Origin of the sequence: uncultured Microbacterium sp., from assembly GCF_900078385.1 — a bacterium.
GTDB lineage: Bacteria > Actinomycetota > Actinomycetes > Actinomycetales > Microbacteriaceae > Microbacterium.
On the sequence record NZ_FLQR01000006.1, the window covers coordinates 312262 to 324928 of the forward strand.

A 12667-nucleotide genomic window follows, 5' to 3' on the forward strand; every position below is an offset into this window, starting at 1 on the left:
GCCGGGGCCGGCGCACAGAGACGAGGACCTGCATGACCGCGATCACCCCTCGCCGGGCGGCGGCGGCGACGCTCGTCATCGCGTTCTGCCTCGTGGCGGCGAACATGCGGTCGGCGATCACGGCCGTCGGGCCGGTGCTCGATCGCATCGGCGCCGACACGGGACTGTCCGTCGCGGCCCTCGGGATGATCACCTCCGTGCCCCTCCTCGTCTGGGCGGCTGTCTCACCCTTCGCCCACGGAGTGAGCCGCCGCTTCGGCCTGTCCCACAGCCTGCTGGGCGCTCTCGCGCTGCTCGCGGCGGGAGTCGTGATCCGCTCGCTCCCCGGCTCGAGCGTCTGGCTGTGGCTCGGGACGCTGCTCATCGGCGCGGCCCTCGCATTCGGCAACGTCCTCATGCCGGCCGTCGTGAAGCGGGATTTCCCGGGTCGCGTGCCGCTCATGATGGGCGCCTACTCGGCCCTCCTCGGTGCGTTCGGCGCGCTCGCGTCCGGGGTCGCCGTGCCGCTGGCCCGCCTGCCGCTCGGCGAGGGCGAGACGGGCTGGCGTTTCGCCCTGCTCGTCACCGGCGGCGCGCTCCTGCCGTGGGCGATCGCGCTCTGGTGGCGCACGATCCGGCGTGAGGACGCCGATACCGACGGCGCGGCCCCCCGCGCGCGCCGCGCGATCTGGTCGGACCCGGTCGCCTGGACCGTCGCGGGCTACATGGGGCTGCAAGCGTCCAGCTTCTACATCTTCGTCACGTGGATCCCGGCGATCTCGACCTCGATAGGGCGGAGCGAGGAGCTCTCCGGTATCGATGTCGCGGTCTACCAGCTGTGCTCACTGGCCGGATCGCTCACGCTGCCGCTGATCCTGCGCGGCCGGGCCGAACGCCTCATCCCGGCCGCTCTGCCCGCACTCGGGCTCCTCGGCATCGCGGGCCTCCTCCTCGCTCCGCACGCGATCCTCGTCTGGATCGCCGTCATCGGACTCTTCTCCGGAGCTTCGCTCAGCATGTGCCTCACGCTCATGGCCCAGCGCGCCCGGGACCAGGACGGCGCGACAGCCCTGTCCGGCATGTCGCAGTCGGTCGGGTATCTCATCACCGCGATCGGCCCGGTCGCCTTCGGAGCGTTGCACGCGCTCAGCGGAGACTGGATCGGGCCGCTTCTCCTCTCCGCCGCGATCATGCTCGGGCAAGGTGTCGTCGGCGTCGTCGCGGGCCGCGAACGCTTCGTCTTCGAGCGCCGCTGATCCGCCCCAGAGCCGGCGTTCACATGACCGCACTTGATTCGTTGGGGTACTGACGATATTGTGGACCCATTCCGCTCACGCCTTCGAAGGAGATCGACGTGCAGTTCTATCGAGACGGCTACCGCCCCGGCGACCCCGATATCCACCCGGCCGCGGGGTGGGGAGTGGACCGCCCTGCCGACCTCCCCGCCGAGATCGACGTCCTGATCGTGGGCACCGGCCCCGCCGGCACCGTCCTCGGTGCGCAGCTCGCCGGGTTCCCCGGCATCCGCACGCGGATCGTGGAGCGCCGCGAGGGCGCGCTCGAGGTGGGCCAGGCCGACGGCGTCGCGTGCCGCACCGTCGAGATGTTCCAGGCGTTCGGTCTCGCCGACGCGCTCATGCGCGAGGCGTACTGGGTCAACGAGGTCCGCTTCTGGGGGCCGTCCGCGCAGGACCGCTCCCGCATCGAGCGCACCGGCTGGGTCGAGGACACCCCCGAGGGTCTCAGCGAGATGCCGCACGTCATCGTGAACCAGGCGCGCATGCAGCAGTACCTGCTCGACCACATGGCCCGCTCCGCGAGCCGCATCGAGCCGGACTACGGGATCGAGTTCGTGACGCTCTCGGTCGGCGAGGGCGAGTACCCGGTCGAGGTGACGCTGCGCCGCGGCGAGACGGAGTTCACGGTTCACGCGAAGTACGTCATCGGCTGCGACGGGGCCCGCAGCAACGTCCGCCGTGCGCTCGGGCTGTCGTTGAAGGGCGACGCCGCGAACCACGCGTGGGGCGTCATGGACGTCCTCGCGACGACCGACTTCCCGGACTGGCGCACGAAGAACGTCATCCAGTCCGCCGGCAAGGGCAGCCTCCTCATGATCCCCCGCGAAGGCGGCAGCCTGGTCCGCGTCTACGTCGACCTCGGCGTCGTGCCGGCGGGCGACACGACGATCCGCGGCACGACCGCGGAGCAGCTGGCGGCGGTCGCGAACGACATCCTGCACCCGTACACGATCGATGTGAGGTCGGTGGCCTGGTCGTCGGTGTACGAGGTGGGCCAGCGCCTCGCCGACCGGTTCGACGACGTCGCCCCCGCGGACGCGGACGCCGACACCGCGCTGCCCCACGTCTTCATCGCAGGCGACGCGTGCCACACGCACTCCGCGAAGGCCGGTCAGGGCATGAACGTCTCGATGCAGGACGGCTTCAACCTCGGCTGGAAGCTCGCCGCCGTGCTGCGCGGTCTGTCCGGTCCCGAGCTGCTGCGCTCCTACTCGGCCGAGCGGCAGTCGGTCGCGAAGGACCTGATCGACTTCGACCGGTTCTGGTCGGCGTTCATCGCACAGCCCACCGTCGACCCTGAGCACCCCGAGCTCGGCGGCGTCACGAGCGAGCAGATGCAGGCGGAGTTCTCGCGGCAGGGTCGCTACACGGCGGGCCTCGCGACGACCTACCGCTCCTCGGCCCTCACCGGCGAGGCCGCGCATCAGGGCCTCGCGACCGGGTTCGAGATCGGCACGCGCTTCCACTCCGCGCCCGTCGTGCGCGTCGCCGACGGCAAGCGGATGCAGCTGGGCCACGCCGCCCGCGCCGACGGCCGGTGGCGCATCTACGCCTTCGGGGACGCGGGAGGCAGTGCGCTGCGCGAGGTCGCGACCTGGCTCGGCGAGTCCCCCGATTCCCCCGTCACGCGATTCACGCCGGCCGGGGCCGACATCGACGCCGTCTTCGACGTGCACGGCATCCTCGCCGGCTCGCATCACGACGTCGACATCACCTCGCTGCCCGAAGTCCTCCTCCCCCACTCCGGGCCGCTCGGCCTGCAGGACTGGGAGAAGGCGTGGGCGGTCGATCCGGCCGACGACATCTTCGCTGCGCGCGGGATCGGCGCCGCGGGCGCCCTCGTCGTGGTGCGCCCCGACCAGTACGTCGCGCACGTGCTGCCGCTGGCGGCGCGGGGCGAGCTGACGGACTTCTTCGCCGGCATCCTGCTACCGCAGCGCGAGTGGGCGGCCACCACCCGGTAGCGTCGTCGGCATGGACGGGCGCGAAGACCTGGACCCGTATCGGCACACCGGGTATCTGCTGCGCCGCGCCCAGCAGTTGCACGTCGCGACCTGGACGCGCCGCGTGTCGGCGGACACCACGAGCGTGCAGTACTCGATCCTCGCCCTGCTCGACCGCCTCGGGGCGGCCAGTCAGCGGACGCTGTGCGACGAGGCCGACCTCGACCGCTCTACGATCGCGGACATCCTGGTCCGGATGGAGCGCCGCGGACTCGTCGAGCGCACACGCGACCCGGACGACCGGCGCCGCAACGCCGTCACCCTGACGCCGGAGGGGCATGCCGAGTACGCGCGCCTGCGGCCGCGGGTGAACGCGGCGGACGCCGAACTGACCGGGGCCCTCGATCCGGAGGAGCTGGCCGCGTTGCGCGCGCAGCTGCGCCGGATGCTCGACTCGGCGTGAGCCGGTGCCGTGGAGGGCGGTTCCCGCCTCCGGTGCCTGTCAGAACTCCGCCTGAGCGACACGGTTCGGGAGGATTCCGGGTTGCAGGTCGGCTGAGGCGGAGTTACGGCACGGACACCCGCGGCAGCGCCGGCAGGGCCGCCGCGACGGCCCGCGCGATGGCGGCGGGAAGCGCCTCGCCGCTGATCCGGCGGTCGGTGAAGTCCGCGGTGCGGGCGTACACCCCGACCGGCAGCGACACGGCCCGGAAGAACGCGAAGAGCGGCCGGAGCTGGTGGTCGATCGCGAGGGAGTGCTGGTCGTCGCCACCCCCGGCGGCCAGCAGCACGGGAGTGCCGGCGAGGGCATCCTGCGGGACGAGGTCGAAGAACTCCTTGAACAGCCCGGTGTACGAGCCGCGGTAGATCGGCGTCGCGACGACGAGCAGGTCGGCGCCGGCGATGGCGTCCAGCGCCGCCGTCACGGCATCCGTCTTCCCGCCGCCGGTGAGCGCGGCGGCGAGATCCCCGGCGATCGGGTGCAGGTCGACGATCTCGCGGACGATGTCGACGTGCGGCGAGAGCTCGTCCAGGATGCCGTCGATGAGGGCCGCGGTCGTGGACGGCGACCGGAGGGACCCCGAGACGGCCACGACCCGCAGGGACATCAGTGCACCAGCTCCGCCTGCGGCACGAGCGGGAAGACCTGCTCGGCGATGCGCTCCAGCTCCTCCGTGAGTGGGGAGGACTGGATGAGGAGCAGCGAGATGCCGGCCTCCCCGTACGCGCGAATGCGCTCGGCGACCTGCTCGGGCGTCCCGACGAGATTCGGCCGGAGGCCTCGCGTGCCGACGGAGTACTCGCGCCTGGTCAGCTCGAGCGACAGCTTCGAGTTGCGCTGGAACTCCTCGAACGACGCGTAGCCGGGAGAGTGCGGGTCGACCGTCGTGATCCGCTCGAGCTCGCGCTGCGCCTCGGCTTCGGTGTCGCGGACGATGACGTACGCCGGCATCCCGATCTCGCGGAGCGGGCGGTCGTGGATGCGCAGCGACCGCTCCGTGATGTCCGCGACGTTCGCGCGCACCTCGTCGAGCGTGCCGCCGTGCATGACGTAGGCGTCCGCGAACCGCGCGATCGACTCCTTGCCCGCCTCGCTCTCGCCACCGGCGAAGACGACGGGCGAGGCCGACGGCTTGGGCTCGACGATCGTGCCCTCGAGTTCGTAGTGGTCGCCCGCGAAGGTGAAGGGACTGTGCTCCCAGAGGCCCCGGAGGACCTGCACGAACTCCTCGGCCTGCACGTAGCGGTCGTCGTGCGTCGTGAAGCGCCCGCCGAACTGGCGGGCCTCCTCCGCCCACCACGCCGCGACGACGTTGAGCGCGATGCGGCCCGGAGCGATGGAGTCCAGGGTCGAGACGGTCTTCGCGAGCACGGCGGGCAGGTGGAACCCCGGCCGCACCGCCGTCATGACGCGCAGGCGGTCGGTGACGGCGAGGATCGCCGCCGTGAGCGACCACGCCTCGAGGCTCGGCGCGTCGATGCCCTTCCGGTCGTTGAGGTACAGCTCGGGGACGAGCGTCGTGTGGAAGCCGAGCCGGTCGGCGGTCACGGAGACCTCGCGGATCGACTCCCACGTGGCGGCCATGCCCTCCTCGTCGGCGACGTTCCGCAGGAACCCGCCGTAGACGGGCGTCCAATAGCCGAGATTGATCGTCATGGGGTGACCTCCACGGTCTCGATGGATGCGGCGACGAGCGCCTGCGCGATGTCCGCGATGATGTCGGCCGGGTCTTCCAGCCCGATCGAGAGGCGCACGGTCGTGCGCGAGATGCCGGCCTCGGCCAGCTGCGTCTCGGTCAGGTGACTGTGGGTCATGGATGCCGGGTGGGCGACGAGGCTGCGCGCGTCGCCGATGTTGGCGACGAGCTTGACGAGCCGCAGCGCATCGACGAAACGGTGCACACGGACGCGATCGGCCTCCGCGTCGCCGGACGAGACGAGGTCGAAGGAGAACACCGCCGGCACGCCGCGCGGCAGGTAGCGGCGCGCGGCGTCGGCCCACGGGCTGGACGGGAGGCCCGGATGCTGCACGCTCGCGACGCCTTCGTGCTGCGCGAGGTATTCCGCGACGGCGAGCGCGGAGGCGCTGTGCTTGGCGATCCGCAGGTCGAGCGTCTCGATGCCCTGCAGCAGCTGGAAGGCATTGAACGGCGACAGCGACGGCCCGAGGTCGTGCACGTACTTCGTCTTGATGAGCACGGCGAGCGCCTGCCCGGACGGGCCGAACCGGTCCCACAGCACGACGTCCGCGATGCGCGGGTAGGGCTCGGTCAGCTGCGGCCAGCGGGCCGGCTCCGCGCCGAAGTCGAACGAGCCGATGTCGACGATGACGCCGCCCATCGAGGTGCCGTGCCCGCCGAGGTACTTCGTCGCGGAGTGCACGACGATGTCGGCGCCGTACTCGCCGGGACGCTGCAGGTAGGGCGTGGCGACGGTGTTGTCGATGACGAGCGGGACGCCCGCCGCGTGCGCGATGTCGGCGACCGACCGGATGTCGAGCACCTGCGCCGTCGGGTTGGTCACCGACTCGGCGAACAGGGCGCGCGTCGTGGGTCGCAGGGCCGCGCGCCACGCGTCGAGGTCGTCCTGGTCGACGAAGGTGACGTCGATGCCCCAGTCGGCGAACGTCTCCTGGAGGAGGTCGACGGTGCCGCCGTACAGCTGGCGGGCAGCGACGATGTGCTCCCCCGCCTTCGCGAGGGCCAGCAGGGAGATCGCGACAGCCGCCTGACCCGATGCCACGGCCACGGCCGCACGGCCGCCCTCGAGCGCGGCGACGCGCTCCTCGAGGATGAGCTGCGTCGGGTTCGCGGCACGGCTGTACAGGTTGCCGACCTTTCGCAGCGCGAAGATGTCGGCGGCATCCTGCAGCGAGGCGAACTCGTAGGCTGTGGTCTGGTAGATCGGCGGCGCGACGGCGTTCTGCGGCGTGCCGGGGGTGTAGCCGCGCTGCACCTGCAGCGACGCGAAGCCGTCGCTCATCGGACGATCTCCCGCACGATCGGCGTCTGCACGCCGCCGGCGCGGAGACGCTCGAGCCACAGGACGATGGTCGCCGCCACCGAGCGGTGGCTCGCGTCGTTGAGCGCGTCGTGCAGGCCGCCGACGGTCTCGACGAGCTCCACCTCGGGGAGTGCGGCGAGCGCATCGCGTGCCGCGGAGAACGGGGCGATGGCGTCGGCGCCGCCGTGGATCGCGAGGACGGGGATGCGGACGCGGCCGAGCGCGGCGACATCCGGGACGTCGATGGCGGGCGCCGCGGCGACCGCGTGGGCCGCCGCCTCGCCGAGGACGCCGAGGTGCACGGGGCACGCGGTGCGCTCCGCGTCGCCGGCCTGCGCGTCATCGGCCGATCCCACGGGGACGCCGGCGACGATGACACCGTCGACCGGAGCACCGCCGGCGGCGAGCGCCAGGACAGCGGCAGCGCCGCGGTCCGAGCCGACGAGGACACGCGGGGCGTGCACCTGCGCGGCGAGCCAAGCGGACGCATCCGCAGCGGCCGGCGCCTCGAACGCGGCGACGGTGTAGCCGTCGACCGCGAGTCGGCGCCCGAACCGCTCGTACACGCGCACGCTCTCGCCGGCACCGGCCACGACGGCCAGCGCGCCGCGCACCCGGACGGCGGCGGGCGGGTCCCAGATGGCGGGCGCGGGGGCGGTGGCGTTCGTCATGGTGTCCATGTTCGGCGCGAGGCCCCCACCGCGGGGGCGTGTGTCGAAGTGTTGCGGCCGGTGACTCCGCGCGTCGCGGCCGATTGAGCAGGCGGCACCGTCCTTCCTAACGTCACTCCCCATGACCACTCGCCGTTCCGCCCTGCGTGTCTCGACGCGCATCGCCGCCCTCGCCACGGCCGCGACCCTCGCCCTCACCGGATGCGCGTCCGCGGGTTCCCCCGCTGGCACATCCGAGCCCACCTCCCTGACGTGGGGCTGGGCCCTTCCCACCAGCTGGGACCCGGTGACCTCGACCGCCGGCTGGGACACGCACGCCCTCGCACTCGTCTACGACGGCCTCACGCAGCTCGACATCGACGGCGAGGTCGTCCCGGGCCTCGCCGAGAAGTGGGAGTACAGCGAGGACGGCACGGCCGTCACCTTCACCCTCCGCGACGCGGAGTTCTCCGACGGCACGCCGGTGACGGCCGAGGCCGTCAAGCTCAACCTGGAGCGCGGTCGCGACCAGGCGGACTCCACCATCGCGGGGCAGCTCAAGATCGTCACGGGCGTCGACGTCGTCGACGAGAAGAATGTGACGGTCCACCTCGACCAGGCCGACTATCAGGTGCCCTACCTGTTCGCCGGCAAGACCGGGTTCATCGTCAACCCGGCGGCGTTCGACGACGTCACGACCCTCGCGACGCAGCCGGAGGGATCGGGACCGTTCGAGCTCACCGAGTACGTCCCGAACGCGCACGCCGACCTCGTCAAGCACGAGGACTACTGGAACGCCGATCACATCTTCATCGATGAGTTCCACGTCGTGCCCGTGACCGATCCCGCCACCGTCGTCGCCGGCGTGAAGACCGGTCAGTGGGATGTCGCCCTCATCCCGCCGTCCCAGGTGCAGGCATCGGAAGCCGCCGACCTCGTCGTCGAGAAGATCCGCGCCCTCACGGTGCGCACCCTCGACGTCGACAACACCGTCGCGCCGTTCGACGACCCCCGCGTGCTGCAGGCCATCAGCCACGCCACCGACCGGCAGGCCCTCGTGGACGGGGCGTACTTCGGCCAGGGGACGCCCAACTACCAGCCGTTCCCGAAGGGTTACGTCGCCTACGACGAATCGCTCGACGACCTCTACCCGTACGACGTCGACGCGGCGCGCGACCTCCTCGCCGCCGCGGGCCACCCGGACGGCCTCGAGATCGAACTGGGGATCACCGAGGACGCGAGCGCGATCGCCGAGGTGCTGCAGGCGCAGTGGGCCGAGGCCGGCATCGACGCGACGATCACGGTGCTCCCGCCGAACGCGAACAACTACGTCAACCGCACGTACCCGTTCGTCCTCGACAGCTACTCCGGCCGCCAGTCGCCGCTGCAGGCCTTGGAGGTGCTGTACGGACCGCAGGGCCTCATGAACCTCGGCCGGAACACCCCGGACGAGCTGCTCGCCGCGATCGACGCCGCCCGCGCGACGCCGACCGACTCCGCCGAGTACGAGGAGAAGCTGCAGGCGGCCGTCTCCACGGCCGTGAAGACCATGCCCAACACGTTCCTCTTCACGTGGCCGCGCATCCTCATCCACCCGGACGGTGTCACAGGGATCCAGCACTGGATCGACGTGCAGCGCTGGGAGGACGTCAAGATCGCGGGATGATCCGATGACAACCCTCACGGCACGTGCGACCGCGCCCACCTCCGGGCAGGTGCGGTCGCACGCCGCGGGCCGGGCCGGACGCTCCGCGCTCGCGGTGCTCGCGCAGTCCGCGGTGGTCCTGCTCATCGCGAGCTTCATCACGTTCGCGCTGGGCGCGGCCAGCGGATCCGACCCCGCCGCCGTCGCCCTCGGCGACATGGCGACACCCGAAGACGTCGCCCGCCTGAACCATGAGTTCGGGCTGGACCGGCCGTTCCTCGTCCGCTACGCGGACTGGCTCGGCTCGGCGCTGGTCGGCGACCTCGGTCGCTCGTGGTTCACCGGCATCCCGGTGACGCAGTCGATCACGGCGGCGTTCCCCGTGAGCCTGTCCATCGCGGTCGGCGCGACGATCGCGGCCGTCCTCCTCGGCGGCACCACGGGCATCCTCGCGGCCGTCCGCCGCGGCACGTGGGTCGACCGGGTGATCGGCGGGGTCAACGCCGCGCTCGCGACGATCCCGGCGTTCGTCGCCGGCATCGCGCTCATCCTCGTCTTCGCCTTCGCGCTCCCGATCTTCCCGGTCGGCGGCTATGTCCCGCCGACCATCAGCATCACCGCCTGGGTCGCCTGCCTCGTGCTTCCGTCGCTCGCCCTGAGCCTCGACGCGGCGTCGGACCTGTCCCGCCAGTTGCGCACGAGCCTCGTCGGCGCCCTGTCGCAGAACTACGTCGTGGGTGCGGCCGTCCACGGCATCCCGTCCCGCCGCATCATCTGGGGTCACGCCCTGCCGAACGCGCTCGGCCCGGCCATCGCGACCCTCGGCCTGCACGTGCCGCGCCTCGTCGGCGGCGCCGTCATCACGGAGGCCGTGTTCGGGATGCCGGGACTCGGTCAGGTCGCCCGGCAGTCCGCGATCTCCGGCGACGTCCCGGTCGTCCAGGGCGTGTTGCTCGTGTCCGTCGCGATCGTCGTGGTGTCGGGCATCGCCGTGAACCTCGTGCTCTCCCGCTTCAGCTCCGCCGAGAGGACCGCGACATGAGCAGCGTCCGCGCCACCGCGACCCGCCTGTGGTCGTCCGGCCCCGCCGTCCGCATCGCCCTCGCCGTCCTTGTGGGCGTCGCCCTCGTCGGCGTGTTCGGACCCGCCCTGGCCCCCTACGACCCGCTCGCCCAGGACACCGCGAACGCCCTCCAGGGTCCGTCGCTCGCGCACTGGCTCGGCACGGACTACATCGGCCGCGACGTCGTGAGCCGGCTCCTCGCCGGCGCTCCGCTGTCGCTGCTGTCCGCCCTCCTCGCCATGGCGATCGGGCTCGTCCTCGGCGCGATCCCCGGAATCCTCTCGGTCTTCGCACCCCGCGCCGCCGAGTGGGGGGTGCTCCGGACCGTCGACGCCCTCCTCGCCCTGCCGTTCATCCTCTTCGCGATCGCGTTCGCGGGCCTGCTCGGCAACGGCGTCTGGCAGGCGATGATCGCGATCGGCATCCTCCTTGCGCCGGGGTTCTTCCGCGTCTCGCGCGCCGCGGCGCTCACCGTGACCTCTGCCCAGTACGTCGAGGCCGCGACCCTGCTCGGCGCGTCCTCCGCCTGGCTCGCCCGGCGGCACGTGTGGCGCGCGGTGGCACCGACCGTCGCGGTCGCCGCGATCAGCGCCCTCGGCGGCGCACTGCTCGTCGTGTCGTCCCTCACGTTCCTCGGCATCGGCATCCAGCCGCCGACGCCCACGTGGGGCGGCATGCTCGCGAGCGACCTCGAGTACCTCTCGCAGCGCCCGCTCGGGCCGGCCGCGCCCGCACTGGCGATCATCGTGACCGTCGGCGCGCTGAACCTGCTCGCCGACGCCTCCCGCGACGCGCTGGGGATCGATGCGCGTCGTCCCGGGCGGCGCCTGCCCGCGCCCGCCCGCACCCGGAAGGAGCCGGTCGATGCCCCGACTGCGTGAAGACCCGCGGCGCACCGTCGCGGTGGCGCCGCCCCCGACGCCCATCGCACCCTCCTTCGACGAGGCCTCGCTCGTCGTCACCCCGGTCGCCGCCGTCCGAGGCCTCCGCATCGCCGGGCCCGACGGCACGCCGCTCGTGCACGGCGTGGATCTCGCCGTCCGGCCGGGCGAGGCCGTCGGCGTCGTGGGAGAGTCCGGCAGCGGCAAGACCCTCACCTGCCGCGCGCTGCTCGGGATCCTCCCGCACGGCGTCGAGGTGACAGGGGGCGCGGTGCTCATCGACGGGGCCGATCTCACCGACGCCGGCCCGGATCGGTGGCGCGGCGTGCGGGGGCCCCGGATCGGGGCGGTCTTCCAGGACCCCGCGTCGTACCTGAACCCGGGGATCCGGGTCGGCCGGCAGCTCGAGGAGGTGCTCCGCGTGACGGCGGGCGTCCCCCGGGGCCAGACCCGCGGTCGTGCGCGGGATCTGCTCGACAGTCTCGGGCTGCGCGACGTCGACCTCGTGCTGCGGCGCCGCGTCGGCGAGCTGTCCGGCGGCATGCTCCAGCGCATCATGATCGCGATGGCCCTCGCCGCCGACCCGGCGGTCCTCATCGCCGACGAGGCGACGACGGCGCTGGATGTCACCGTGCAGGCCGAGCTCCTCGACCTCCTGAAGACACTCCGCATCGAGCGCGGCCTCGCCCTCGTCCTCGTCTCGCACGACCTGGCCGTCGTGTCGCAGGTGTGCGAGCGGGTGGTCGTGTTCCGCGACGGCCGCATCGTCGAGGGCGGCGCCACGAACCGCGTGCTCCGCGCACCCGGTCACCCCTACACCCGCGAGCTCCTGGCCGCGCACGCGCAGTACGGCCTCGAAAGGTACCTCGCATGACGCTCCTCGACGTGACCGGCCTGTCGGTCGACCTCGGCCGCGCTCCCCGCGTCCGCGTCCTCGACGACGTCTCCCTCCGGGTCCGCGCGGGCGAGGTCGTCGGCGTCGTCGGCGAGTCCGGCTCGGGCAAGACGACCCTGGCGCGCGCGATCCTCCGCGCCGTTCCCACCGCGGCCGGCGGGATCGCCGTCGAGGACCGGGACGTCACCGCGCTCCGTGGCCGCGCCCTGCGTCGGTGGCGGCGTGCGGGGGTCGCGCAGTACGTGTTCCAGGACCCGCTGCGATCCCTGGATCCCGGCGTCACGATCTTCGATTCGGTCGCCGAGGGCCCGCGGATCGCGGGGCGCCCCCGCGTCGAGGTGACCGCTCGGGTGGACGCCGCGCTCGCGGAGGTGGGGTTGGATGCCGCGCTCGCCGGGCGGCGACCCGGCGAGCTGTCCGGCGGCCAGCGGCAGCGGGCCGCGATCGCCCGTGCCCTCGCGGTCGACCCGCGCCTGCTCATCCTGGACGAGCCGGTGAGCGCGCTGGATGCCGCCAGCCGCGACCGGGTCGTCCGATCCCTCATCCGCCTGCGCGACGAACGCCGCGACTCCCTCGGCATGCTCGTCATCTCGCACGACATCGGCTCGCTCGCGGCGCTGAGCGACCGGCTCGTCGTGCTCTACCGCGGACGCATCGTGGAGGACGGCCTGACCCGCCAGGTCGTGCGCGCCCCGCAGCATCCGTACACCCGACTGCTCATCTCCTCGGTGCCGCTCATCGGCGTCGAGGCCCCCGACCGCGAGGAGCGCGCGTCCCTGCGCGCTCTGGTCGACGCCTGACCCACTACA

12 protein-coding genes are annotated in these 12667 nt (G+C 72.6%); 8 read left to right on the plus strand and 4 right to left on the minus strand.

What is annotated here, in order from left to right; all coding sequences use genetic code 11:
* Positions 1 to 32 precede the first annotated feature (32 nt).
* The 3 genes from QZL85_RS06515 (at position 33) to QZL85_RS06525 (ending at position 3683) form a co-directional block, all read left to right on the plus strand.
* Complete coding sequence (locus QZL85_RS06515) at positions 33 to 1235, plus strand: MFS transporter (protein ID WP_295575107.1); 1203 nt, start codon at positions 33 to 35, stop codon at positions 1233 to 1235.
* Positions 1236 to 1333: 98 nt separating this feature from the next.
* Entirely contained in the window at positions 1334 to 3241 is a 1908-nt protein-coding gene (locus QZL85_RS06520) for an FAD-dependent monooxygenase (RefSeq protein ID WP_295575109.1), read from the plus strand.
* A gap of 10 nt (positions 3242 to 3251) precedes the next feature.
* Positions 3252 to 3683, plus strand: coding sequence for a MarR family winged helix-turn-helix transcriptional regulator (locus QZL85_RS06525; protein WP_295575111.1), 432 nt, complete (start codon positions 3252 to 3254; stop codon positions 3681 to 3683).
* 103 nt (positions 3684 to 3786) lie between these two features.
* On the opposite strand, the gene QZL85_RS06530 is transcribed toward QZL85_RS06525, so the two are convergent.
* The 4 genes from QZL85_RS06530 to QZL85_RS06545 are packed head-to-tail and all read right to left on the minus strand — an operon-like array spanning position 3787 to position 7395.
* A complete protein-coding gene (locus QZL85_RS06530) occupies positions 3787 to 4329 on the minus strand; it encodes an NAD(P)H-dependent oxidoreductase (protein WP_295575113.1) in 543 nt (180 codons plus the stop codon).
* On the minus strand, positions 4329 to 5378 hold the full coding sequence (locus tag QZL85_RS06535) for an LLM class flavin-dependent oxidoreductase (protein WP_295575115.1): 1050 nt from the start codon (positions 5376 to 5378) through the stop codon (positions 4329 to 4331). Before QZL85_RS06535 ends, QZL85_RS06530 begins: the two co-directional genes overlap by 1 nt.
* Entirely contained in the window at positions 5375 to 6703 is a 1329-nt protein-coding gene (locus tag QZL85_RS06540; RefSeq protein WP_295575118.1) for an O-acetylhomoserine aminocarboxypropyltransferase/cysteine synthase family protein, read from the minus strand. Before QZL85_RS06540 ends, QZL85_RS06535 begins: the two co-directional genes overlap by 4 nt.
* Positions 6700 to 7395: an alpha/beta hydrolase gene (locus QZL85_RS06545; protein WP_295575121.1), complete on the minus strand. Its 696-nt coding sequence runs from the start codon at positions 7393 to 7395 to the stop codon at positions 6700 to 6702. Before QZL85_RS06545 ends, QZL85_RS06540 begins: the two co-directional genes overlap by 4 nt.
* Before the next feature lie 121 nt (positions 7396 to 7516).
* Here QZL85_RS06545 and QZL85_RS06550 point away from each other — a divergent pair, with 121 nt between their 5' ends.
* Genes QZL85_RS06550 through QZL85_RS06570 form a run of 5 tightly spaced genes read left to right on the plus strand, consistent with a single transcriptional unit; the run spans position 7517 to position 12658 of the window.
* Positions 7517 to 9040, plus strand: coding sequence for an ABC transporter substrate-binding protein (locus tag QZL85_RS06550; RefSeq protein ID WP_295575124.1), 1524 nt, complete (start codon positions 7517 to 7519; stop codon positions 9038 to 9040).
* A gap of 4 nt (positions 9041 to 9044) precedes the next feature.
* A complete protein-coding gene (locus QZL85_RS06555; protein ID WP_295575127.1) occupies positions 9045 to 10061 on the plus strand; it encodes an ABC transporter permease in 1017 nt (338 codons plus the stop codon).
* Positions 10058 to 10963: an ABC transporter permease gene (locus QZL85_RS06560; protein WP_295575129.1), complete on the plus strand. Its 906-nt coding sequence runs from the start codon at positions 10058 to 10060 to the stop codon at positions 10961 to 10963. Before QZL85_RS06555 ends, QZL85_RS06560 begins: the two co-directional genes overlap by 4 nt.
* A complete protein-coding gene (locus QZL85_RS06565) occupies positions 10947 to 11837 on the plus strand; it encodes an ABC transporter ATP-binding protein (protein ID WP_295575132.1) in 891 nt (296 codons plus the stop codon). Before QZL85_RS06560 ends, QZL85_RS06565 begins: the two co-directional genes overlap by 17 nt.
* Positions 11834 to 12658 (plus strand): ABC transporter ATP-binding protein, encoded by an 825-nt coding sequence (locus QZL85_RS06570; RefSeq protein WP_295575134.1) that lies wholly within the window; start codon positions 11834 to 11836, stop codon positions 12656 to 12658. Before QZL85_RS06565 ends, QZL85_RS06570 begins: the two co-directional genes overlap by 4 nt.
* Positions 12659 to 12667 lie beyond the last annotated feature (9 nt).